Source organism: Staphylococcus sp. OJ82, assembly GCF_000294465.1.
Classification (GTDB): domain Bacteria; phylum Bacillota; class Bacilli; order Staphylococcales; family Staphylococcaceae; genus Staphylococcus; species Staphylococcus equorum.
On the sequence record NZ_ALPU01000003.1, the window covers coordinates 15,571 to 39,041 of the forward strand.

A 23,471-nucleotide genomic window follows, 5' to 3' on the forward strand; every position below is an offset into this window, starting at 1 on the left:
TCTGGAGGGGATTAGGAAAGCAAATTCCGAATTTTGATTTTCTTCTGCTCTTTTTTAATATGATTTAAAATCAGAGGTCCTTTGTCTTAATTATACATTAAATAATAATATTATTATAGACTACTTCTTTATTGTTTATCAGTTTATACTGGTGAATAGCTTAGATGAAGAAGGAGTGTTGAACAATGGTAGAACAAAAAGAAGTGTTGGATCAAGGACCATTTTTTCATGGGACAAAGGCTGAATTACAAATAGGTGATTTACTACAAACACAGCGAATTTCTAATTATCAAAACCGTAAAATGAACCATATTTATTTTACTGGCGCTTTAGACACAGCTAAGTGGGGGGCAGAACTTTCGGCTACATTAGCTGACGAACCGGCACAAGAATATATTTATATTATTGAACCCATTGGGGCATTTGAAAATGATCCTAATGTCACAGATAAAAAATTTCCTGGTAACCCAACTCGCTCATATCGCTCGAAGGAACCTTTGAGAATTGTAGCAAAATTAGCTACATGGGAACGACACTCGAATCATGATATTGAACAAATGTTAAAAGGGTTAGCACAATTACGTAAAGATGGATTAGACATTATTGAAGATTAATATACAATTGTAATGAAAATAATGTAAAGCAGTCTATAATTAATAACAGTGGGCTGCTTGTTTATATAAAAAAAGATTATTCCCAGTGAGGTATTATCTGTCACTTATTAGTGTTAAAATTCATTTGATAAATGAGAAGAATCATATCGGCTTTCAAAGCAATATAAACAGATGTAACGCTTGGAATTCGATAAAATAGTATAGTTATAATGTATGTAATATTCAAATATAAATAAAAAGGATTAATAAATGATATGTTTCGAAAATTTATAAGTGTAATACCGACTGCTATTTGTGGCTTAGCATTGGGTATTTCAGCATTAAGTAATCTTTTGTACATTATGGATAGGAATGTTTTAGCTACAATATTTTTAATTATTAGTGTTATTGTGGTTGGATTATTTATACTAAAATGTATACAATTTCCTAGCATTGTATTGAAAGAATTATCTGACCGTAATATATGTGCGACTTTTCCCACGTTTACAATGACGTTTCTGACATTACTCTATATCTTATACCACCAACTGAATATTACCTGGGAAATCATAATTTGGTTGTGGTGGTTCGTTGTGATACTGCAGTTTGTTATTATTGGGTTATTTATTTATTACCATATTTATTTACATGAAAATGAACGTATCGTTCCGAGTACCAGTTGGTTTGTTACATTTGTGGGAATTGGCGTTATTTCAGAAACTGCTGAAGATTTTTCACCATTCTTTGGGGAATTGATCGTGTATATTGCGACGCTATGCTTTTTAGTATTAATATGTGTCGTACTGTTTAAAAAGACATGGCGATTATATAACGAAAATCAATTTCCTATGACAATCATCATAGCAGCACCAGCTTCACTTTGTTTAAACGGTTATTTATTAAGTGTAGTACATACACAAATGTTTTACATTATAACGATGTTGATTATCTCTCAACTCATATTTATATACTCATTAACATTTATACCGAAATTATATAAATTGAATTTTAGATTTTCATTCTCAGCATTAACCTTCCCGTGGGTGACAACAGCGACATCACTCTATAACTTACTTGAAATTGAATCTTTACCTCATAAAGTACAAAGTGTGTTGTATTTTGTAATGATATTTGAAGTGATATTTGCAATCGTGACTGTGATTTACGTGATTTTAGGATATGCTTCATTTCTAAAGAAACGTACAATTGAAATAAAATAACCTAAATTAAAGAATGAACCTATCATCTAGTCAGCATAGTGGGAGTGGGTATACGAAATTAAATTTTGATTTCGTATACCCACTCCTTTTTAACTGCAATGAATTGAGTCGTTTTAACTGACGGATTTGCTCGCTTCAAATAGAGCATCTAGATGACTTGTAGTTAGTGCTGTATTTTGATTGAGTACTTTAACATCGTTATAAAGTGCTTCAAGCTCTTTAAAAGAACCTTGTGTTTGATTGATGAGGCCAATGTTCATAACTGTTTTTAATACTATATTGGATAATCCTTTGAAATTTTTAAATATAATAGACTGTGCTTTTGGTTTTATAGTATGGCCTTTGTGTTCTAACAATTGATGTAGTTCAGTAAAAGCAGCTATCGTTTCTTTGGTTAACGTCTGCGCGTTAGTATTTTGGTTTTGTTTTAGAATAAATAGCATGTTTAAAGGTAAGACTAAAGCAGCGTGTGACATCAACCAATCTTCAAAGTTCTGTTCATAAGTTAGTTTGATTTTCGCATTTTTAAATATTGAATTTAGTTTGTCTGAGAATGTAATTTCTCCATGCATGTTTCCTACTTTGAGCTCTCCAGCATTAAATCTTAAAATATTAGTATGGCTTGCTTCTCTTGAACCACCAGTCATTGAAAAGCCGAAAGTGATATGCTTAAGGTGATTACTCTGTTGGGTCAATGTGCTTTGTAGTAATTTAGGATTCATGTTATTTCCAATGAAAATAATGTTTTCACTTTTGTTTTGAGCTAATGTTGGTACGACATTGTAAAAATCTGAATATTTCATAGTTACAAAAATAACATCATAAATATCATGTTCTGAAAGTGTACTTATCGTTGTTATATGTTCATTTGTCGTTTTTCTTTGCAATGAATGCTGAAGTTTCAAACCTTTTTGATTCAAGTGCTCTAAAGTTTTTCCACGTGCAAACATTGTAATGTCATTATCTTTGGTATTTAGTGCGTGAGCTAAAAATTGCCCCTGTACACCTGCACCATATATTAAAATTTTCATATCATTATCACTCCAATTTAATTATTGAACAATTGTTTAATAACTTGAAGTTATCATCAATAAGATTTAAACTCAATGAACAATACAACCTTGTTGATGTTTAATGAACAAATATTAAAAATTGTTGATATTAAAAGGAGTTAAAATGGATAAACGAAAAGAAAAATCCCAAAAACTTATTATTCGTAGCTTTGTTGAACTGATTAGAGAAAAAGACTTTGATAAAATATCGATGAATGATATTGCTCAACATGCCAATATAAATAGAGGTACGATTTATTTGAATTTTATAGATAAGTACGACATTTTAGATCATGCAATTGATTATATTTTGGGCGCAGCAGTTGATAAATGCAATATTTATCTTGCAGAATCAGGAAATAATAAAGAAACGTTGCGTGAAGTCATGTACGTGATTGACGATCAGTACGATATTTTGAAAACTTTGGTTAAAAAGTCAGATCTTAATATGCTTAAGCAAACATTATCAAAGAAAATGCGCGACACCATAAATAAACAAAACAGTGAAATTACTGCCCAGTTTTTATCTTCTGCTGTAGTAGGCGTTATTATATGGTGGATTGAAGAATCAAAACCATGTGATATAGATACTTTAGTAGGAGAACTTTCCGTATTATTGGAGCCACATTTAAAGCACTTGTAACAATCAACTGAACTGTTATAAATATATTAATTAGTAATCCCCCGCCGATGCGCTAAAAATTACAAAAAAGGAATGTGAATAATGGAAAGTAATAATAATGATTATGAGAATTTGTTATTTTATTTTGCTTACAAAACGTTTATAAATACAGCAGATGAAATTATTGAAGCATATGGCTTAAATAGACAACATCATAGGTTCTTATTTTTTATCGAAAAAGTACCTGGAATTACAATAAAAGATTTATTGAAAAGTTTAGAGATTTCTAAACAAGGCAGTCATGCAACGTTGAAAAAATTAAAAGATGAGGCATATATCACTGAACAACCAACCGAAACGGATAAACGTATTAAAGCCTTGTACCCCACAGAAAAAGGAACCAAATTAGTAAAAGAACTTAATAAGGCACAAAATGATTTATTTCAAGATATACAGAAAAAAGTTGGCAATGATTGGTATGCCATAATGGAAGGATTTGCTTCTTATCGTACAGGATTTCAAGAAGTAAAATATTTAAAAGACGAGAATAAGAAAGATTAAATGATTAAACAACTTTATACTATTTAAAAATTAAGAATTTTCTAACTATAGCGGAATTAACTTACTGAATTACTATTATGAAATAAAAGGAAGGATGATTGTATGGTTAAGATAGCAATTGCAGGGGCAGGAGCAATGGGTGGTCGTGTTGGAACGCAAATTGCCGAAGCAGGATATGATGTAACTTTAATAGATTATTGGACAGAACATATTACAAATATTCAGCAACATGGCTTGAATATACAAACCGAAAAAGATACATATCATATTAATATCAAAGCGCAGTTGCCAGAACAAATCGATGAACAATATGATCTGATTATCATTTTAACAAAAGCAATGGATTCAGAAGCAATGATTGAGGCGTTGAATGAAGCTAATGCGATTAAAGAAACGACGGCGGTATTAACAATGATGAATGGCTTAGGACATGAAGAACGTTTTGCCAAAATTATACCAAAATCACAAATATTTTTAGCAGTAACGATGTGGACAGCAGGTTTAAGAGGGCCTGGACAAATACTGTTAGAAGGTACAGGAACAATAGAACTGCAGCGCGCAGACGGTGGGGAAGACTATCGTACAGAAGCAATTAATACAATTTTTAATAATGCAAAATTAAATTCTACAATCAGTGATAATGTCTTTGAATCTATATGGTCAAAAGCTACATTGAACAGTGTACTGAATCCATTATGCACGATCTTAGATAAAACAATAAACCAATTTTCACTATATGAACAAGCACGACAAATGGTTATTACTATTATTGAAGAAATCGTGGCTGTGGCTCATGCACGAGGACTAGAACTCAATTTTGAAAATTTAATTAACAAAATTGAAGCTGCTTATCCAATTGAATCACAAGGTTTACATTATCCATCAATGCATCAAGATTTATATAAAGGGCGGCTAACAGAAATAGATTATTTAAATGGACAAATTGTTACATACGGTAAAGCCTGTGGTGTGGCGACCCCACATAATGAAATGCTGACACATATGATTCATCAATTAGAATTAACATATAAAAAATAGTAAAAAATAAAGTCAACATCATTGACCTTTTATCTCTATTAAGTTAAGTTTGTAGTGTAATAGAGATGGATAAAAAAGGGGAAATGATGAATGAAAAAACGTATAGGACAATATTTAATGGACTGTATCAGCGCTGTAGGCGTCGATAAAGTATTCGGTGTGCCAGGTGACTTTAATCTGACTTTTCTAGATGATATTATTAGTCGCGATGATATGGACTGGGTTGGTAACACAAATGAATTAAATGCTAGTTATGCGGCTGACGGCTATGCGCGCTTAAAAGGGATAAGTGCAATGGTAACAACATTTGGTGTAGGAGAACTCAGTGCTGTTAACGGTATTGCTGGTGCATATGCTGAACGTGTGCCGGTTATTCAAATTACCGGTGCGCCTACAAGAGCAGTAGAAAAGGCAGGGAAGTATGTGCATCATTCCTTAGGAGAAGGAAATTTTGATGACTACAGAAAAATGTATGAACCGATTACGACGACACAAGGGTATCTTACGCCTGAAAATGCCCAGTCAGAAATTCCTAGAGTAATTGAAGCTGCATTAACTGAAAAACGCCCAGTGCATATACATTTACCAATTGACGTAGCAAGCGTAGAAATTGAAGTAGACCAACCGTTTGAAGTGCCACAACATCAGGGGATGGATGTTGCTAAGTATGTGAATATGATCAAAGAAAAGTTACAAAGTGCGGATAAACCAGTCATAATCACAGGCCATGAGATTAATAGTTTCGATTTACATGAAAAGCTTGAACAATTTGTGAATCAAACGCAAATTCCTGTAGCACAATTATCATTAGGCAAAGGTTCATTTAATGAAGAAAACCCATATTACATGGGTATTTATGATGGCTCATTAGCAGAAGAAGATATTAGAAATTACGTGGATCAAAGTGATGCAATTTTAAATATTGGAGCGAAATTAACAGATTCTGCAACTGCAGGATATTCGTATCAATTTGATATTGATGATGTCGTTATGATTAATCATCGTCACTTTAAAATGAATGAAACGAAAGATATGGAAGTATCACTTATCGATTTATTGGATGGCTTAAATACAATTAATTACGTTAATGACGCAACGTTCCCTCAATTTCAACGTCCTAAAGAAAATCAATACGATTTGAATGGAGAACCTTTATCTCAAGCAACTTATTTCAAAATGATGCAAGATTTTATTAAGCAAGACGACGTGATATTAGCTGAACAAGGCACATCATTCTTTGGTGCTTATGATTTAGCGTTATACAGTAACAATAAATTTATAGGACAGCCATTATGGGGGTCAATTGGTTATACTTTACCAGCGACACTGGGTACGCAGATGGCGAACACACAGCGTAGAAATTTATTATTAATTGGAGACGGTTCCTTACAATTAACAGTACAAGAAATGTCTTCGATGATCAGAGCGCAAATCAAGCCGATTATTTTTGTTATCAATAATGATGGTTATACAGTAGAACGTAAAATTCATGGAGAAAATGCGTCATACAACGATATTAAAATGTGGGATTATAAATTATTACCAACAGTCTTCGGTGGAAAAGATGAAGTCATTGTGCACGATGTGACAACGAGTGAAACACTACAAAATACATTCCTCGAAATCGAGGCACAACCAGACATGATGCATCTAGTTGAAGTGAAGATGGCAGTACATGACGCACCACATAAATTAAATGCAATTGGCCAAGCATTTGCCAAACAAAATGGTTAAATTCACATAAAATGTAACAAGGAAGCATTGGACTTGATAAGGTCCAATGCTTTTTACATATTTTGAGATATTAATTCGTTTTTACAAAGCAAATACGCGATATAAAAAAGACAAACTAAGCTGTTTTATCTGCTCAGTTTGTCTGTATTTTAAATTAATCTTTTTCTATTGCTTTATAATCTACTTGATCATAGTTTGTTTCAAGTTTACGTAACTCGTCACGGGTTTCTTTTTTTAACCCTTCGCCGTAGTCCATCATTTTAACAATATCTTTAAATGCCGCATACGGGATTGCGAGTTCATCAATATCGTCGATGGTTACATGTAAATCAATATCCTCTGGACGGTCTTCTTGTAATTTTAAGACAAAATCTGGTTCCGTCACAAATGGAGACGACATTCCAACCATATCTGCATGTTGTAAGGCATCAAGCGCACTTTCAGGTGAATTAATACCACCACTAGCGATGACAGGAATTCTACCATCAAGGTAATCATGGACGACAGCATTGACATATTTTCCTGTGTGCTTGCCGTCAGAGCGGACTTTGTTTTGATAAATTTGACGCCCCCAACTTGCGATTGCTAAATATTGTATATTCGCTGTATCTAATACCCAATCCAGATGTTCGTTGAATTCGTCTATTGTATAACCGACATCACTCCCTCGTGTTTCCTCAGGTGTAGCGCGATAGCCTAAAATAAATTGTGGTGGTGCTTCTTTATCAATGACTTTTTGTACAGCAGCTAGTATTTCCAATCCGATACGAGCACGATTATCTAAACTTTGATTTCCGTATTGATCTGTACGTTGATTAGAAAAGGTAGAGAAAAATGTTTGTATAAGTAAGCGTTGGGCAGCTGAAACTTCTACACCATCAAAACCAGCTTGTATAGCACGAGAAGTTGCCTCCGCATATTGATGCGTTATAGAAGTGATTTTATCTAAAGACATAGCTAGAACGTCATGTTGAATAGGAGAATTTAAGGACATAGCGCTTGGGCCATAAACTTGGCCATAATTTAAGATGGCTTGATTTGAAAATCGTCCTGCGTGAGTCAGTTGTAAAATGGCTTTATTGCCATTTTTTTTCATTGCAGTTGCTAATTTTTTCAAACCAGGTATACAACTGTCATCAGTGATACTAAAACCATATTCAAATAATTGACCATAAGGTTCAATATAGGCTGCACCTGTTACTTGTAAGGGCGCAGCGTGTGCCCGGCGTTGTGCATAGCGTAAGTCTTGCTCAGTAATATGTCCGTCTTGTGTTGAGGAATTCGTAGTCATAGGTGATAGCACAAAACGGTTATTGAAGACGACGCCATTGGGGAATGTTAATGGTTCGAATAATGCTTGATAATGAGTTTTCATAACTATAACCTCGATCTTCGTTGTAATATGTAATTTTAAATTAACACTAATAGGATATCGTGGTCAATTAAATAAAAAATATGGTAATTTTTTCAAGCAAAATGTAACAAAAATTTTCTATATCAGTTATCCTAGAGGGTGAGGGTAATTTAAAAAAGGGAAACATGTTTTGCAGATACGTGTCTAAAGTTTTGTACATGAATTTTAGCATAACTGAGATACGATATACACTCAAACGAAAGTGCTTACATTATAAGTACGACAAAGTATATAAGGTCAGTATTGGTGGAGGTGGTAACCAACGTGGTTCAATTGAATATTTTAGATTACGCTGTTATTGATGAAGGCAAGTCAGCACAAGATGCCTTACAGGATACAGTACGCTTAGCGCAATTAGCAGACAAACTTGGTTATAAGCGCTTTTGGATGACGGAACATCATAATGTACCGGCGTTTGCATGTAGTAGTCCAGAATTATTGATGATGCAATTACTGGCAAAGACGAAGCAAATCCGACTCGGTTCGGGTGGAGTGATGTTACCGCATTATAGTCCGTTTAAAGTGGCTGAAAATTTTCGATTATTAGAAGCATTTTACTCTAGGCGTGTAGACTTAGGTATCGGTAATAATTCAGGTACACCCAGTGTAAAACAAGCTATGAATGAAACGAAAACACATTTCTTAGACTACGAGCAGTCTATTACCGATGTGCGACATTATCTAACTGAGCGTGAACCAGAGCAACGTTTTAAACAAGTATTTGCACAACCTCGTGTTACTACTGTGCCTCAAATGTGGCTATTAAGTACGAGTGTACCGTCTGCACAAATGGCAGGACGTCAAGGCATGGGATATACACTGGGAACTTTTTTATTACCTAATGAAAAAGCAATTAAAAAAGCTGAAAGCAGTGTACAAGCTTATAGAGAAGCCTTTAAACCTACGGCATTAAATATGAAACCTACTGTTATGCTCACTACATTTGTTGCAGTTGCTGATACGGCATCAGAAGCAGATGCACTAGCTCAATCATTAGACGTTTGGCTACTAGGAAAACAACAATTTGCCGAATTTGAGCGTCTACCTTCTATCGAAACAGCGCAATCATATTCACGTTCTGAAAGAGATGAACGTTTGATTACTCAAAGCCGAGCTCGTATAATTGTAGGTACAAAAGAAAGTGCAAAAAAACAAATAGACACAATGATTCAAACATTTAATGCTGACGAAGTGATGGTTGTACCTTTGATACCAGACATAGCGCAACGCTGTCGTACAATCGAATTACTCGCGCAAATATATTTATAACAAATTGATGAAAGGAAGATATTTTATGAAAAAATTAGCTAATTATTTATGGGTAGAAAAAGTTGGAGAGCAGTACGTATACAGTATGACACCTGAATTGCAAGATGATGTAGGAACAGTAGGTTATGTTGAATTTATGGGTGGCGACGACATTAAAGTCGATGACGAAATTGTTAGTATTGAAGCTTCTAAAACAGTATTAGACGTTCAATCACCATTAGCAGGTAAAATTGTTGCACGTAATACAAAAGCTGAAGATGAACCAACGCTTTTAAATTCTGAAAAAGCTGAAGAAAATTGGTTGGTTAAATTAGAAAATGTTGACGAAGCAGCATTTAATGCACTTCCTGAGGCATAAATTATGCAACAAACAGAACGTTTAGCGTATTTAATTGAGTATTTGTGGCAAGAAACACATGACGGTGTCATTGCAGACTTACCTGATACGGAAACAGAACGTTTCGAAACGTTTCGAGGGTTAGTAAATGTAAGACCAGCAACACCGATTGAAGCTGATTTTATTGAGGTGCAAGATGCATTTTTGAAAAATTACAATGCGCAACAAGTTACGTCGTTAACATCATTAACCCCATATCTCAATGACGATATATATTTATGGCAAGGTGATATCACGCAGCTTGAGGTAGACGCTATTGTAAATGCTGCTAACAGTAAGCTGTTAGGCTGTTTTGAGCCGAATCATAACTGTATTGATAATATCATCCATACTAAAGCAGGCGTCCAGTTGCGTTTAGCTTGTGCAGATTTAATAGATAAACAAGGTAGACGTGAAGGTGTTGGTAAAGCAAAAATCACCCCTGGTTATAACTTGCCTGCTCAATATGTCATTCATACAGTAGGGCCACAAATTCGTAAAACACCGGTGTCACAAATGAACCGTGATTTACTTGCGCGCTCGTATCGAAGCTGTCTCGAACTTGCGGATCAGCAAAACTTATCAAGTATTGCTTTTTGTTGTATTTCAACAGGCGTATTTGGTTTTCCTCAAGATGAGGCTAGACAGATAGCAATTTCGACTGTAATGCAATATAAAAGAGAACATGATTCTGATATCACAGTTGTTTTCAATGTGTTTACAGATAAAGATGCTGCATTGTATAAGGAAGGACTGAAACATTATGACTGAATCAACTTGGGATGTCTTAAAAACTAGTTATAATCGACAATCCGATATATTAGCAGATGCTTTAAATGAAGCGGACGCAGTTGTGGTTGGGCTAGGTGCCGGTATGTCAGCGTCAGATGGTTTTACGTATATAGGTGAACGTTTCACTCAAAATTTCCCGGATTTTATTAAAAAATACGGTTTCTTTGATATGCTACAAGCAAGCCTTCATACATTCGAAAGTTGGCAAGAATATTGGGCTTTTCAAAGTCGATTTGTTGCGCTGAATTATTTAGACCAACCTGTAGGCGCATCTTACACTGCGCTTAATCAAATTTTAAGTAATAAAGATTATCATATCATCACGACGAATGCAGATAATGCATTTGCGGTAGCTGATTTTGATTTGGATAAAGTTTTTCATATTCAAGGAGAGTATATCTTGTGGCAATGTAGTCAACATTGTCATGCGCAGACTTACCGTGATGATGCTGCAATACGTCAAATGATTGTAGAACAAGAGAATATGGAAGTACCACGAGAACTCTTGCCGCATTGTCCTGAATGTGATGCGCCCATGGAAATCAATAAACGAAAAGCACAAGTTGGTATGGTAGAGGATGCTGATTTTCATGCGCAGTTATCTCGCTATAATCAGTTCCTTGATGCACATAAAGAAGATAAAGTATTATATCTAGAAATAGGTATCGGCTATACGACACCACAATATGTGAAACAACCTTTTCAACGCATGACACGACATAATCCAAATGCTTTATTTATGACAATGAATAAGAAAGCATATCGTATTCCAGAAAATATTCGAGATAGAACAATACATCTAACCGAAGATATTTCAACACTCATAACTGAAGCCAACAAAAAATTAACTATATAGGAGAACAATATGTATTTAATTGAACCTATTCGCAATGGCGAATATATAACAGACGGTACAGTTGCATTAGCGATGCAAATTCACGTTAGCCAAAATATATTTTTAAATGAGGATATCTTATTCCCGTATATCTGTGATCCAAAAGTGGAGATAGGTCGTTTTCAAAATACTGCGGTAGAAATTAACCAAGATTATTTAGACGAACATGGTATTCAAGTTGTTCGCCGTGATACAGGTGGTGGCGCAGTTTATGTAGACAGTGGTGCAGTGAATATGTGTTGTATTTTAGAAAAAGACGATACAATTTATGGTAATTTTAAACGCTTTTACGAACCAGGTATACATGCTTTACATCAACTGGGTGCAACAGAAGTTGTGCAAAGTGGACGTAATGATTTAGCCATTCACGATAAAAAAGTATCTGGTGCAGCAATGACTTTGATTAAGGGACGTATCTATGGTGGCTATTCTTTATTATTGGATGTAGATTATGAACCTATGGTTAAAGTATTGAAGCCGAATCGTAAAAAAATAGAATCCAAAGGTATTAAATCCGTAAGATCACGTGTAGGCAATATTCGTGAATATTTGGCACCGGAATATCAAAATGTAACGATCCATGAATTTAAAGATCTGATGGTTAAAGAGATTTTAGACATTGATGATATGAATGACGCAAAGCGTTACGAATTAACTGATGCTGATTGGGAAGCCGTTGATGAAATGTTAGCGTCAAAATATAAAAATTGGGAATGGAATTTTGGTGGTTCCCCACGCTATGAATATAATAGAGACGCGAGATTAGCGGCAGGCACGATTGATATCTCTCTTTCGGTAGAAAAAGGACGTATTTCAGCATGTCGTATTTATGGAGATTTTTTTGGACAAGGCGACATTAAAGACGTTGAAGAACAACTCAAAGGCGTACGTGTAGTCAAAGAGGATTTATTAAAAGCTTTAAGTGAAATAGACATTACATATTATTTCGATAAAGCTACTGCAGAAGAATTAGTAGATGTAATATTAAGTTAATAAAAATTGATAATTAAGGCTGAGGCATAAATTCATGTCTCAGCCTTAATTGTTACATTCACTTTCGTCACAACAATATTCAATGGTTTATAAATAGGTTGGTTATGTTTTCTTTGATTTGAAAAATACCTTAAGGGTAGAAGATGAAGAGACTCGAAATATAATCAGCTTTTACTTAAGGAGGTTGTAGCATGGATAAGCAACATATTAAAGAGGCTTTAAGTAAGCATTCAGAAATAATTATCGAAACTATAGAACATGACCGCATTACTGTAAAGAAAATTGAAGATAACGACGATGAACAGTATTTACATGTATTGGAGCCTAAAGACCAAAAAGTAGAAATTGCTAAAATTACAGATCTTCAAGAAAATAACTTTAATCAATTATAATAAATATGTATAAAAGACTAATGTACCCCACATCCTAATTAAAAGAATACGGGGTACATTAGTTTAGCTAAATAATTTAATTTTAGAGTACATTAGCTGCGCGTTGATCTGTAACAATGAGTAGTACATTACCTTGATCCATAAGTTCTTCGTAATCTTGCGCATCACTTTCAGAAACGCCAAGAATTTGTAACTTATCTCTTAGTTGGTCACCTTGATTTTGTTCATCTTCGCCAACATCAGAACGATTGTAATCAATACCTGAGACTTCTGTATTTTTCACGATGCGTTCTGTATGATCTGCATCATGAGATAGAACATAAATATCTTTTGCATTAATTTTTTGATCTTTTAATGTGTTGATATTAATTTCAATGTCTTCATCATTTGAATAAGCTTTAACAATTGGTGTCATATACATACTCCTTTAACAATTGAATTATTTTATAATGCCACTATTTGTTTGTTCATTTTCATCAACCGTTTTAAGACGTGCGTAACGATCATGTGCGATATAAAATTTAGTGTGTTTAAGAGAAAAGTCATATAATTCTTCTCTTTTAATACCTTCAGGCATTTCAAATTCTGTTACGACTTTTTCTTCACTTTGATTTTCTACTTTTACGACTTGTTCAGGTTCAACATCTAATGTTTCTTTAGGATAAACCAAAGCAATTGTTGTTTTACTTTCTTTAACATCTTCTAAATTTTCTATTTTAAAAGCTTCGCTAATATAGTTTGCTACTCTTTTTTCGCGTTTACGTTTTCTTTTATTAACTGCAGCTTCTTTTTTATAATTTTTTCGGAAAATGAAATAAATAATTAAAACAATTACTATAAATATTAAAAAATAAAATATGGACACAAAAATGCCTCCTTTATTTAAAGAATATAAAAAATAATCTCATGTTATACCTTTATATTAATTGTATACCACTAGTGAGATTTTCAAAACAAAATACGAATTGTATCAAGACTGTAGATTTTGAATTACATGATGAATTCAAATATAATGATATATTGAATGGGTTTTAAAATAGCTATTAACAATTTAATATTGCACCAAGTGATAACGTAGCATAATTTAGATTAAGTGAGAAGGAGAGACCAACATGAAATTAGGTATCGTAGGCGCGGGCAAGATCGTCAAAGAAGCATTACCAGTGATGGAAGAAATTTCAGACATTGAGTTTCATAGTATTGTTTCAACAGGAAGAAATCCAGAAAATGTAGAAAGTTTACAGAAACAGTTTAATATTAAAACAATTTTTACGGATTATAATGAGTTCCTTCAAGATGAAGGTATGGAAACGATTTATTTAGCTGTACCAAATCATCTGCATTTTGATTATGCACGCAAAGCAATTGAGCAACAGAAACATGTAATATGTGAAAAACCATTTACTTTAACTAAAGAAGAATTAACAACATTAAAAGCATTGGCTGAAGCGAACAACGTTATTATTATCGAAGCTATTACTAACCTGTATTTGAGTAATTATGATGTGTTAAAACAATCAGTGAGTGAAATAGGTACATGTAAAATAGCCCAATTTAATTATTCACAGTACTCTTCAAGATATGATAATTTTAAAAAAGGCATTATTCAACCTGCTTTCGATCCTGAGAAGGGCGGAGGTGCACTCATGGATATCAATGTATACAATATCCATTTAGCAGTTGGACTCTTCGGGATGCCTAAAGGTGTTACTTATTTTGCTAATGTTAAAAATGATATTGATACATCTGGTATCTTAAATCTTGATTATGGTGAAATGAAAGTTGTTTGTATTGGTGCAAAAGACTCTAGTTCTGACAATCAGTCTTACATTCAAGGTGAAAATGCAACAATTCATATTAAAGGTCCAACAAATGAATTGAAAGCGTTTGATCTTACATTTAATGACGGTGGTACACAATCATATCAAGTTAACCAACAAAAACATCGTATGTATGAGGAATTTGTGAAGATGGTTCAGATTATTAATGATAAAAATTTCGATTTAGCAGAAGAAAAGTTAGAACATAGTATTCAAGTTATTGAAGTATTAGAACTTGCATTAGATAGTGCAAATATTAAAGTGGGTCCTTCTTTAAAATAATTAAGCAATAAAAAATCCAGTACTTCACTTGAGTGTGAGTGCTGGATTTTATGTTGTTGATAGATTTTTTAATTTTGGAGCAGTCTTTTGTGTGGGGTATCCGCGGGTACAGACTCAGCCTGTAGTCTTTAGCTCGTGATAGACTATTTTAATCTTCTATTTTAATGTGGTTATGAACTTCGTGCTGAATTTCATTGTATACAGTTGAGAAAGTTTTGCCAGATTGGATTGCTGCATTTTTTACATCTTCAAATTCTGGTTTCGCTTTGATAATTTTATTATCCATCATGCCTATTTTTACTAATATAGCACCATACTTTGTGTGAATTGTTTGAAACTGACGATGGAGAATTTTGCGATTGACTGCATAACTTCTTACACCTAAAGAGCTTGTATTTTTAAGTATATAATCCTCAAAGTATTGTGCGTCATCAAATTTACTAATCACTGTAAGTTGTGTTGCGGGCCTACTTTTCTTCATCGTAATTGGAGTGAAGTAAGCATCTAGCGCACCGTCATCCAGTACTTGTTCGATAAAGAAACCGAGCATCTCTGGTGTCATATCATCAATCTGACACTCTATCACTTGGACTTGTGTTGGTGTGTTGTCTTTTACTGTATATTCAATTGTTCGTAAAATATTGGGGAAATCGAAATCTTTCGTGCCACAACCATAACCGATTTGCTCCATGGTTACTGCAGGTAAAGGACCGATTTCCGAAACTAATGCTTTAATAAAACCAGCGCCAGTTGGTGTTGTCAATTCACTGTTAACATCAAAGGACGCAAGCGGGATACCTTTGAGTATTTCAGCAGTCGCTGGTGCAGGTACTGGATAGACACCGTGTGCGATATTGATTTTACCGTTACCAGTTGGGATAGGCGAGGCATAGAGTTCATCAATTGCTAAATCTTCTAGTGCAAGACATCCGCCAATAATATCAATGATAGAGTCCATAGCGCCAACTTCATGAAAGTGAACATCTTCAACAGACATACCGTGAATTTTAGCTTCTGCGTGTGCAATCACGTCAAATACCCGGAGACTTCTTTCTTTCACTCTGCTTGGTAAGCTACTCTCTTTAATCATCTTAAAGACATCTGATGCTTTTCTATGATGGTGTGCTTCTTCGAAATCAATTTTAAGTGACATAGCTTGAATGCCTTCTTTGTTTTGAGTTGAGAAGTTAAGTTTGAAATGATTGAGCGGTAATGTTTTTAATTGTGTTTCAATAAAGGTGACATCTGCACCCAAATCTACAAGCGAAGACAATAGCATATCTCCAGCAATACCAGCATGACAATCAAGATAAATCGCTTTGGACATAATGTTTCACTCCGTTCTAAGCATTTTCAATCATTTTTATAATCATTGCGGCATTATAGCCACCACCAAATCCATTATCGATGTTGAGTACGCTCGAGCCAGGTGCACAAGAATTAACCATAGATAAGAGTGTGGTAACGCCATCTAAATTGGCGCCGTAACCAACACTCGTAGGTATTGAAAAAACTGGATGATCCACTAAGCCAGCAACGACGCTAGACAATGCACCTTCCATACCAGCAATAACTACGGACACCTTACTTTGACGAATGGTTTCGATATGTGCAAAAAGACGATGGATGCCAGAAACACCTACGTCATAAAAGCGCTGTACTGAAATACCCATAACTTCAGCTGTAATAGCTGCTTCTTCAGCTACAGGTAGGTCAGATGTACCCGCACAAATAATCGCTGCAAAATGTTCGGTTTTGTTAATTGTATTAACGGGTGTACAAACAATACGTGCTGTCTCATGGTATTCAAGTTGTGGATACTTAGCAATGATATTGTCTGCTTTACTTTGATCGATTCTAGTAATTAAGATGACTTCATTATGCTTTATTAAAGTGTGTACGATTTCGTCTAATTGGGTTACAGTTTTCCCTTCACCAAATATAACTTCAGGAAAGCCTTGTCGTTTTGTTCTGTGTGAATCAATTTTTGCGAAACCTAATTCATCATAATGACTTAATTTATCTTTGGCTTCTGTAATGGAAAGCTCGTTCTCTTTAACTGCTAAAAGTAATGACTCTATTGTGTCTTGGTTTTCAGTCATAGTTTCGCCACCTTTATTTTGTTAAATCTCATCTTGTGTATTGATGACTTCATTCATGCTACCTGTACGATAACCTTCTAAATCAATAGTTACATAATCAAAACCAAGTTCTTTCAAGCGAAGTGTAATTTGATTTTTAAATTGAATCACTACTGGGATATCTGTGTCGTCTACTTCTATTCTTGCGATATTATTATGATAGCGTACTCTGACATGATTAATGTTGAAGCTTAAAATGAATTTTTCAGCTTCATTTACTTTGTTAACCTTTGTGAAATTTAAAGGCTCACCATAAGGGATTCGAGAAGCCAAGCTACACAAAGCAGGCTTATTCCATACAGGGAGATCATTAGATTTACTTAGCGCTCTAATTTCAGATTTATATAATTCAACTTCTTGTAGCACACTTCTAACACCGAATTCAGTTCTTGCTTTGAGTCCAGGTCTGAAGTCATCTAAATCATCCATAATCATACCGTCGACGACATAGTCGAAGTTGTAGTTTACTCTCAAGTCTTCAAGTTTTGAATATAATAAACGTTTACTGTAATACCAACTACTTGGTGTGTTTTCAACTATATTTGGATCTTTTAATTCTTCAATTTCAGTTTCTATCACATTGGCATTAAGTGATTTACCTAGACGCAGGGCTTGATCAAATTCTTCATTTCTAAATAACTCGGATTTTACAATAACTGCTTTTACATTATCAGTGCCGAGTACATCGATGGCTTTCTTTAATACAAAGCTGCTATCTACACCACCTGAAAACGCGACGATTACACGATTCATATCTTTTAATACACGTTCTAATTGTTGTTCTTTAGTTAATACTTTAGTTAACATAATGATTCCTCCTAAATTATGATTCTACGTATGGAATAGTAAGTGGTCCAAGTGGCATAACACCTATCTTCATATCTTTTCCATATTTATCTTCTAATGCTTTAAGTGTCTCATTTATATTATGCACTGGATGCAACATGGCATCTTTGGTTTGTTGGTCACTGAGTTTAGAATATAAATAAACATCAGCGAAAGTTTGAATCACAGCTTGTTTTTGTACTTGCCATTGGTCAAGCATCGCGAAGTTAGGATCACTGATCATGTCGACAAGCCCTTGAGGAGAGTCAGCCATTTTTAGTATCTCTGCATAATTACCATGATTAGGATAGCCATCGCTACATTCAGATAACATAATAATGCTGCCACCTTCTTTAACTACTTTATGTGCTGCACTCATGCCTTTAACTGTTTGATATAAGTTTTGATCTAAAGGATAGCCGGAGTTAGAAGCAATCACGACATCAAAACGCTCATCACACTTGAACATAGCATGTGCTTTGGCATATTCACACCCTTTATCATGTGCTTCATATAATTCACCAGCAAATACTTCGGTAATCGCTTTCTCTTTATTCAACGTGACGTTGAGCATAAAGTCTGGTTTACACATTGCATTGATTTCCCGGGTCATATTTTGAACAGGATTATCTTGCATATTGCCCCAAGTTGAACGTATATCGCCAATCATTTTAGCGTTATGGAAGGTCATAATTGTTTCTATGCCAGCAATACCAGGCATAATACCTTTAGGCCCACCAGAGAAGCCAGCGAAGAAGTGAGGTTCGATAAAACCGGTGACAATTTTAAAGTCAGATTCAACATAATCTTTGTTCAGGTATACATCACAACCATATTGACTATGGCCTACTTTTTTAAGCGTATCCTTATCATTACAATGATTATGTACAATTTTCACTTTGCTCACTATGTCTTCACCAAGCATTTGTACAAGTTCTTCTCGTGTTTGATCGCGATGTGTACCTGTACCATTGATAATCACAAAGTTTTCTAAAGGTACGTGGGCTAATGTTTCTATCAGTAATGGTACGAGAATGTGATTGGGTGTCGGTCGTGTGATGTCACTAATAACAATAGATACAGTTTGGTTAGCACTCACCATGTCTTGCAATGGTTCTGAGCCAATTGGATTATTTAGGGCTGTACGTATTGCTGTTACATGATCTTCAAGTGGATCAATGTTTTTGGGTTCAATTAGAACGCTTTGCTCCGGCAAGTCAACTTCAACATTTGATTTGCCGTATAATATTGTAGTCTTCAAAGTTAATCCTCCTTTTTAGTTAAAGCGCTTTCATAATTAGCGGCATTTGTGGCTTGTTTTAACTTAGGAAATGCTTTGTGATTGGTTTTAAAATGTTCCTGAGTGCCATCAATGCCTTTGCGCTTCTGGTATTTATCTACCATGATAACAGCAATTGGACATAAAATCGCCGTAGTAATAGCAGAAACTGAAATTTGAGCTGTCGCGATAGGCGCTACTTTTTCTATCATAGCAAATTCACTTTGGCTCAAGTTACCACTAGCTAAAGCAGTTGAAGCGGCTGCGACAACTGCAGCAGGTGTAGAAACGGCGTTACCTGCAGTAGACGATTCTGAAATAGGACCGATGACACTTTTCTCTTTAAATAGTTTAAAGGCAATTACACCTGTCACAGCTGTACAGACAAATGTAAGTAATGCTAATGTGAGACCACCAGATAATACTGAGAAATTAAAGAATTCAGCTAAATTCATTCCTGCTCCTAATGAAAAGGCAAAGAAGGGAATGAGTAATGATTCTCCTGGTCGTAAAAATTCTGCGATTTTAGGATCTAAGTTACCTAAGAGCATACCTATTGCGAGTGGTAATAACACAGAAACGAAAGAAATGACTGGAAAATTCGTACCGATAAATCCTAAGGATATTAATGTAAGTAAAGGACCATCATTAATAGCTAATATAGATAAACCACCGATATCAGAGCGGTTACCATATGCACTTGTTAGCGCAGCATACATTCCGCTGTTACTATTGGTCATTGCTGCAATAATTGCTATTGTAGATAAACCGAATAACCCTGTCCATGGATCAAATATAGCGCCAAGTAATAGACCAACGCCTAACCCCGAAAAATATTTCGTTGATGTTAATATCATACCTTTTTTTAACGCTTTGCCACCAATCTTTAAATTCATTTGACTCCCTACACAAAAGATAAATAGGGCTATTAAAACGAGCGCACTATCTTTAAATAAATCCTGAGAAAAACCGCCAATTTGCAACATTTCATAATGTCCTTCTTCAGTCTTTGGAGCCCCTAAAAATTTCAAACCATTCGTAATAAAATTCAAGTGCAATTGATCAATCGTGTTGATTGCAGCACCTAATAATAACGGAACAACCATCAAGCCACCAGGTACTTTTTCAATCGTATCTTTAATTCTCATAACGAAACATCCCCTTAATTATGCTAGTGGTTATGGAAAAATGTTCTTATGATGTTCTTAGTCGTTTTTTTTATTAATTTTTCCGAATTTGCTAACGTCTCTGCGAGTGACAATGGACCATCGGTTAAACTAAAAGCACTTACCACACCAACCTCATCAAATTGGTCTATATCTACTTCGATAGAGCCTCCGATAAAGATGACAGGGACATCAAATTGTTTCGCACATTTTGCGATGCCCATAGGTGTCTTACCATAAAAAGTTTGAAAATCAATTTTGCCTTCTCCAGTAATAACTAGATCTGCATTTGGTAAAAGCTGTTCTAATTGCGTATGTTTTATTACTACTTGAATACCATCTTCAAAATGACTAGGTAAAAATGCTTTGAAAGCACCTCCTAGTCCGCCAGCTGCACCAGCCCCTGGCAAATCATGAAGCCTCATATTCGTACTTCTTTCTACAAGATTTGCCCAATGCGTGAGATTGTCATCAAGTTGTTTAATATTATCTTCTGTGGCACCTTTTTGTTTACCAAAAACATGTGAAGCGCCGTCAGGACCTATTAAAGGATTTTGAACATCCGTCGCAATAATAAATTCACAATGTTTAATTCTAGTGTCGAAATGACTTAAGTCTATTTGCTTAATATGTTGCAAAGCACCTCCTCCAAAGGCGATATCTTTGCCGTTTTCATCTAATAGTTTGGCGCCTATAGCTTGTAACATACCTGCACCAGCATCATTTGTTGCAGAGCCGCCAATAGCTAAAATAAATTTTTTGTAACCTTTTTCTAAAGCGTCATAAATTAATTCGCCTGTGCCATAAGTCGTTGTTGTCATAGCATTTAAAGTGTCATCAGTTAAATGTTTTAGCCCAGAAGCTTCTGCCATTTCAATTACGCATGTGTCGTCACCGAGCACACCATATTGAGCAGTTACATGATTTCCAAGAGGACCTGTTACTGAAGCAGTATGAAAGCTTCCGTTTGTGGCATTCACTAGTGCTTCCATCGTACCTTCGCCGCCATCACCAACGGGTAAAGCATGTATGTCAGCTTGTGGATATACTTCTGTAATGCTGTCTGCCATATATTTTGAGACTTGGGTTGCTGTCATACTCCCTTTAAATGAATCCGGTGCTAAAATGATTTTCACTTGTGAATCCTCCTTTGTAAACGCTTACTTTTGTTTATTATTTCATTGTATCGATTTTATTTTATTGAAAATAGAGTTAAACTATACAAATATAAAGCTATAAATTTGTATAAAAACGATAAGTGGTGAAAATATGAATATACTCACAGAGGGAATGGCAACATTAATTGTAGAAGAAACAGCTAAAAGAACACAGAGCAATATTAATATCATGAATTTTAACGGAGAAATCATAGCATCATTTGATAAAAAACGTGTAGGCACAATTCATGAAGGTGCACGTAAAGTATTAGAACGAGAAGAAACAGTTATATTATCAAAGGAAGATAGTGCGACATTAGAAGGAACACAACCAGGCGTAAATTTACCGATTATTTTTCAAGATAACATCGTCGGTGTGATTGGTATAACAGGTGATCCTGAAAAACTCACCCATGTATCAGATTTAGTGAAAATGTCTACGGAATTATTGCTATACCAAAATTATTTTACATACGAATTAGAGGGGAATATACGTAGTCAGGAGTTATTTATAGAAGAATTGCTGAAAAGTGAACCGTCAAAATCATTTATTCAACATTTGAGTAATCAACTTAATACTAATCTATTAACATTCGGCAAATGCATTATCATCAATATTGAAAAACAAATATTCTCTAAGAACAGCACCGTGCGTACATTAGCAAGTAAGATTGACCCTAGTTCTTTTGTCATTGCGTTTACGAATCATAACCGTATCGTAATTCTTGCTACTGATGAAGACCGATGTGCATTAGATGTGAAAATAAATCGAATTCATCAAATGTTTAAAGACTTACAATTAGAAGTGCATATGACCTCAAGCCTTATATTTACAAATTTAAATGATTTTAAAAAAGCGTATGAAGAATGTGAGCTCGTATTTATGTTAAATGAGCAATCAGCACCACTTGTATCATTTGAAGAGGTAGAAGAAAAAACACTGTTATATCAAATCGACAGCGAAATTAGAGAACGATTCAAAAAAAGAATAATAGGGGATTTAGATGAGCAAAGTATTGCAACATTGAAAATATTTTTTCATAACAATTTGAATATCTCGCAAACAGCAAAGCATTTATACATTCATAGAAATACACTGTTATATAGGTTAGAAAAATGTAAAACAGTTACAGGATTGAACCCTAAAAAGTATTCGGAGGCATTGAAATTACAAATTGCGATGTGGTGTTAAAGCGAGAATGGTTAGGTGTGATTTGAAAAGCAAATGATTATAAAATTTAGAATTTTGATATTTATCATGATTGAATTTTCAAATTGTAATGGGTGTAAAATATTAGAACTTCAATTTTTAGAAAATTATTAAAAACCACTTTACAAATTACACGAACAACAATATAATAAAATTAAGTTATTGCTAAATAATTCTATAAAATAAATAACGAAAATCTTTATAGATGCAAAACGTTTTGTTTTCAGTTTGAAATTTTATTTTGGAAATGGCGCCATTATTGAGTTGTTAAGTAATAACTCACATCAATGTGTTATTGGTGTATTTCGAGATGAAGGAGCGTGAACAAGATATAGGAGAAATAAAAGTTATTGTTTAGAAAAGTATTTTGCGAAGCACGAAGCTATAAAATAAGTATTACACTACAGAGGAAGTAGCACCTTATTTTCAACTTAAAAGTTGAGCATATTCAAAACTAATAATTTCCACCTTTGTTACTCGCGACATAATTCAATTGCAAGTATACCTCTTTATCACTTTATCAAATGATTATATATTAAATATTCACCTACTTTAAAGCAGACATTTGGTCTGTAACATGTCACTTTGAATGATTGTAAATACCACAAGTTATAAATGTTAGATTGTTTATATAGCACAA

The 23,471-nt window shown here is 34.4% G+C and carries 24 protein-coding genes; 14 read left to right on the forward strand and 10 right to left on the reverse strand.

The window, feature by feature from the left end; genetic code table 11:
* Positions 1-185 precede the first annotated feature (185 nt).
* On the forward strand, positions 186-614 hold the full coding sequence (gene arr, locus SOJ_RS02385) for an NAD(+)--rifampin ADP-ribosyltransferase (RefSeq protein ID WP_002506481.1): 429 nt from the start codon (positions 186-188) through the stop codon (positions 612-614).
* 254 nt (positions 615-868) lie between these two features.
* Positions 869-1,813 carry a TDT family transporter gene (locus SOJ_RS02390; RefSeq protein WP_002506482.1) on the forward strand — a complete coding sequence of 315 codons (945 nt, stop codon included), beginning with the start codon at positions 869-871 and terminating at the stop codon, positions 1,811-1,813.
* Between the two features lie 113 nt (positions 1,814-1,926).
* Here the strand turns inward: SOJ_RS02390 and SOJ_RS02395 are convergent, their stop codons facing one another.
* A complete protein-coding gene (locus SOJ_RS02395) occupies positions 1,927-2,844 on the reverse strand; it encodes a ketopantoate reductase family protein (RefSeq protein ID WP_002506483.1) in 918 nt (305 codons plus the stop codon).
* Between the two features lie 145 nt (positions 2,845-2,989).
* Between SOJ_RS02395 and SOJ_RS02400 the strand changes: the two genes are divergently transcribed.
* From SOJ_RS02400 to SOJ_RS02415, 4 genes are all read left to right on the forward strand, one after another.
* Positions 2,990-3,508, forward strand: coding sequence for a TetR/AcrR family transcriptional regulator (locus tag SOJ_RS02400; RefSeq protein WP_002506484.1), 519 nt, complete (start codon positions 2,990-2,992; stop codon positions 3,506-3,508).
* A gap of 81 nt (positions 3,509-3,589) precedes the next feature.
* Positions 3,590-4,048 carry a MarR family winged helix-turn-helix transcriptional regulator gene (locus SOJ_RS02405; RefSeq protein ID WP_002506485.1) on the forward strand — a complete coding sequence of 153 codons (459 nt, stop codon included), beginning with the start codon at positions 3,590-3,592 and terminating at the stop codon, positions 4,046-4,048.
* A gap of 102 nt (positions 4,049-4,150) precedes the next feature.
* A complete protein-coding gene (locus SOJ_RS02410; protein ID WP_002506486.1) occupies positions 4,151-5,086 on the forward strand; it encodes a ketopantoate reductase family protein in 936 nt (311 codons plus the stop codon).
* A 90-nt stretch (positions 5,087-5,176) separates the two neighbouring features.
* Complete coding sequence (locus SOJ_RS02415) at positions 5,177-6,820, forward strand: alpha-keto acid decarboxylase family protein (protein WP_002506487.1); 1,644 nt, start codon at positions 5,177-5,179, stop codon at positions 6,818-6,820.
* A 154-nt stretch (positions 6,821-6,974) separates the two neighbouring features.
* On the opposite strand, the gene SOJ_RS02420 is transcribed toward SOJ_RS02415, so the two are convergent.
* The gene (locus tag SOJ_RS02420) at positions 6,975-8,195 is read right to left on the reverse strand and encodes an NADH-dependent flavin oxidoreductase (protein ID WP_002506488.1); all 1,221 of its coding nucleotides are present in this window, start codon (positions 8,193-8,195) and stop codon (positions 6,975-6,977) included.
* Between the two features lie 303 nt (positions 8,196-8,498).
* On the opposite strand from SOJ_RS02420, the gene SOJ_RS02425 reads away from it, so the two are divergent.
* The 6 genes from SOJ_RS02425 (at position 8,499) to SOJ_RS02450 (ending at position 12,951) form a co-directional block, all read left to right on the forward strand.
* Entirely contained in the window at positions 8,499-9,503 is a 1,005-nt protein-coding gene (locus tag SOJ_RS02425; RefSeq protein WP_002506489.1) for an LLM class flavin-dependent oxidoreductase, read from the forward strand.
* Positions 9,504-9,528: 25 nt separating this feature from the next.
* On the forward strand, positions 9,529-9,861 hold the full coding sequence (locus SOJ_RS02430; RefSeq protein ID WP_002506490.1) for a glycine cleavage system protein H: 333 nt from the start codon (positions 9,529-9,531) through the stop codon (positions 9,859-9,861).
* 3 nt (positions 9,862-9,864) lie between these two features.
* Positions 9,865-10,650: a protein-ADP-ribose hydrolase gene (locus tag SOJ_RS02435; RefSeq protein ID WP_002506491.1), complete on the forward strand. Its 786-nt coding sequence runs from the start codon at positions 9,865-9,867 to the stop codon at positions 10,648-10,650.
* Positions 10,643-11,527, forward strand: coding sequence for an SIR2 family NAD-dependent protein deacylase (locus SOJ_RS02440; RefSeq protein WP_002506492.1), 885 nt, complete (start codon positions 10,643-10,645; stop codon positions 11,525-11,527). Before SOJ_RS02435 ends, SOJ_RS02440 begins: the two co-directional genes overlap by 8 nt.
* Positions 11,528-11,536: 9 nt before the next feature.
* Entirely contained in the window at positions 11,537-12,559 is a 1,023-nt protein-coding gene (locus SOJ_RS02445) for a lipoate--protein ligase (protein ID WP_002506493.1), read from the forward strand.
* Positions 12,560-12,750: 191 nt separating this feature from the next.
* Entirely contained in the window at positions 12,751-12,951 is a 201-nt protein-coding gene (locus SOJ_RS02450) for a hypothetical protein (RefSeq protein ID WP_002506494.1), read from the forward strand.
* An 82-nt stretch (positions 12,952-13,033) separates the two neighbouring features.
* On the opposite strand, the gene SOJ_RS02455 is transcribed toward SOJ_RS02450, so the two are convergent.
* Together SOJ_RS02455 and SOJ_RS02460 are read right to left on the reverse strand one after the other, a co-directional pair.
* Positions 13,034-13,366 (reverse strand): general stress protein, encoded by a 333-nt coding sequence (locus tag SOJ_RS02455; RefSeq protein WP_002506495.1) that lies wholly within the window; start codon positions 13,364-13,366, stop codon positions 13,034-13,036.
* 24 nt (positions 13,367-13,390) lie between these two features.
* Complete coding sequence (locus SOJ_RS02460) at positions 13,391-13,816, reverse strand: hypothetical protein (protein WP_002506496.1); 426 nt, start codon at positions 13,814-13,816, stop codon at positions 13,391-13,393.
* A gap of 247 nt (positions 13,817-14,063) precedes the next feature.
* Here SOJ_RS02460 and SOJ_RS02465 point away from each other — a divergent pair, with 247 nt between their 5' ends.
* Positions 14,064-15,053: a Gfo/Idh/MocA family protein gene (locus SOJ_RS02465; protein WP_002506498.1), complete on the forward strand. Its 990-nt coding sequence runs from the start codon at positions 14,064-14,066 to the stop codon at positions 15,051-15,053.
* A gap of 148 nt (positions 15,054-15,201) precedes the next feature.
* Here SOJ_RS02465 and larC read toward each other — a convergent pair whose 3' ends face one another.
* Genes larC through SOJ_RS02495 form a run of 6 tightly spaced genes read right to left on the reverse strand, consistent with a single transcriptional unit; the run spans position 15,202 to position 21,600 of the window.
* Positions 15,202-16,380, reverse strand: coding sequence for a nickel pincer cofactor biosynthesis protein LarC (gene larC, locus SOJ_RS02470; protein ID WP_002506499.1), 1,179 nt, complete (start codon positions 16,378-16,380; stop codon positions 15,202-15,204).
* A gap of 16 nt (positions 16,381-16,396) precedes the next feature.
* Positions 16,397-17,155: a nickel pincer cofactor biosynthesis protein LarB gene (gene larB, locus SOJ_RS02475; protein WP_002506500.1), complete on the reverse strand. Its 759-nt coding sequence runs from the start codon at positions 17,153-17,155 to the stop codon at positions 16,397-16,399.
* Between the two features lie 21 nt (positions 17,156-17,176).
* On the reverse strand, positions 17,177-18,001 hold the full coding sequence (gene larE, locus SOJ_RS02480) for an ATP-dependent sacrificial sulfur transferase LarE (protein ID WP_002506501.1): 825 nt from the start codon (positions 17,999-18,001) through the stop codon (positions 17,177-17,179).
* A 16-nt stretch (positions 18,002-18,017) separates the two neighbouring features.
* Entirely contained in the window at positions 18,018-19,280 is a 1,263-nt protein-coding gene (gene larA / locus SOJ_RS02485; protein WP_002506502.1) for a nickel-dependent lactate racemase, read from the reverse strand.
* 2 nt (positions 19,281-19,282) lie between these two features.
* The gene (locus tag SOJ_RS02490) at positions 19,283-20,446 is read right to left on the reverse strand and encodes a 2-keto-3-deoxygluconate permease (protein WP_002506503.1); all 1,164 of its coding nucleotides are present in this window, start codon (positions 20,444-20,446) and stop codon (positions 19,283-19,285) included.
* Between the two features lie 23 nt (positions 20,447-20,469).
* Positions 20,470-21,600, reverse strand: a complete 1,131-nt coding sequence (locus SOJ_RS02495) for a glycerate kinase (RefSeq protein WP_002506504.1) — start codon at positions 21,598-21,600, stop codon at positions 20,470-20,472.
* 133 nt (positions 21,601-21,733) lie between these two features.
* Here SOJ_RS02495 and SOJ_RS02500 point away from each other — a divergent pair, with 133 nt between their 5' ends.
* A complete protein-coding gene (locus SOJ_RS02500; protein ID WP_002506505.1) occupies positions 21,734-22,813 on the forward strand; it encodes a CdaR family transcriptional regulator in 1,080 nt (359 codons plus the stop codon).
* Positions 22,814-23,471 lie beyond the last annotated feature (658 nt).

Excerpts from the sequence above, each read along its gene's own strand:
- arr (WP_002506481.1), top strand. The coding sequence starts at position 186 with ATGGTAGAACAAAAAGAAGTGTTGGATCAAGGACCATTTTTTCATGGG.
- SOJ_RS02390 (WP_002506482.1), top strand. The coding sequence starts at position 869 with ATGTTTCGAAAATTTATAAGTGTAATACCGACTGCTATTTGTGGCTTA.
- SOJ_RS02395 (WP_002506483.1), bottom strand. The coding sequence starts at position 2,844 with ATGAAAATTTTAATATATGGTGCAGGTGTACAGGGGCAATTTTTAGCT.
- SOJ_RS02400 (WP_002506484.1), top strand. The coding sequence starts at position 2,990 with ATGGATAAACGAAAAGAAAAATCCCAAAAACTTATTATTCGTAGCTTT.
- SOJ_RS02405 (WP_002506485.1), top strand. The coding sequence starts at position 3,590 with ATGGAAAGTAATAATAATGATTATGAGAATTTGTTATTTTATTTTGCT.
- SOJ_RS02410 (WP_002506486.1), top strand. The coding sequence starts at position 4,151 with ATGGTTAAGATAGCAATTGCAGGGGCAGGAGCAATGGGTGGTCGTGTT.
- SOJ_RS02415 (WP_002506487.1), top strand. The coding sequence starts at position 5,177 with ATGAAAAAACGTATAGGACAATATTTAATGGACTGTATCAGCGCTGTA.
- SOJ_RS02420 (WP_002506488.1), bottom strand. The coding sequence starts at position 8,195 with ATGAAAACTCATTATCAAGCATTATTCGAACCATTAACATTCCCCAAT.
- SOJ_RS02430 (WP_002506490.1), top strand. The coding sequence starts at position 9,529 with ATGAAAAAATTAGCTAATTATTTATGGGTAGAAAAAGTTGGAGAGCAG.
- SOJ_RS02435 (WP_002506491.1), top strand. The coding sequence starts at position 9,865 with ATGCAACAAACAGAACGTTTAGCGTATTTAATTGAGTATTTGTGGCAA.
- SOJ_RS02440 (WP_002506492.1), top strand. The coding sequence starts at position 10,643 with ATGACTGAATCAACTTGGGATGTCTTAAAAACTAGTTATAATCGACAA.
- SOJ_RS02445 (WP_002506493.1), top strand. The coding sequence starts at position 11,537 with ATGTATTTAATTGAACCTATTCGCAATGGCGAATATATAACAGACGGT.
- SOJ_RS02450 (WP_002506494.1), top strand. The coding sequence starts at position 12,751 with ATGGATAAGCAACATATTAAAGAGGCTTTAAGTAAGCATTCAGAAATA.
- SOJ_RS02455 (WP_002506495.1), bottom strand. The coding sequence starts at position 13,366 with ATGACACCAATTGTTAAAGCTTATTCAAATGATGAAGACATTGAAATT.
- SOJ_RS02465 (WP_002506498.1), top strand. The coding sequence starts at position 14,064 with ATGAAATTAGGTATCGTAGGCGCGGGCAAGATCGTCAAAGAAGCATTA.
- larC (WP_002506499.1), bottom strand. The coding sequence starts at position 16,380 with ATGTCCAAAGCGATTTATCTTGATTGTCATGCTGGTATTGCTGGAGAT.
- larB (WP_002506500.1), bottom strand. The coding sequence starts at position 17,155 with ATGACTGAAAACCAAGACACAATAGAGTCATTACTTTTAGCAGTTAAA.
- larE (WP_002506501.1), bottom strand. The coding sequence starts at position 18,001 with ATGTTAACTAAAGTATTAACTAAAGAACAACAATTAGAACGTGTATTA.
- SOJ_RS02490 (WP_002506503.1), bottom strand. The coding sequence starts at position 20,446 with ATGAGAATTAAAGATACGATTGAAAAAGTACCTGGTGGCTTGATGGTT.
- SOJ_RS02500 (WP_002506505.1), top strand. The coding sequence starts at position 21,734 with ATGAATATACTCACAGAGGGAATGGCAACATTAATTGTAGAAGAAACA.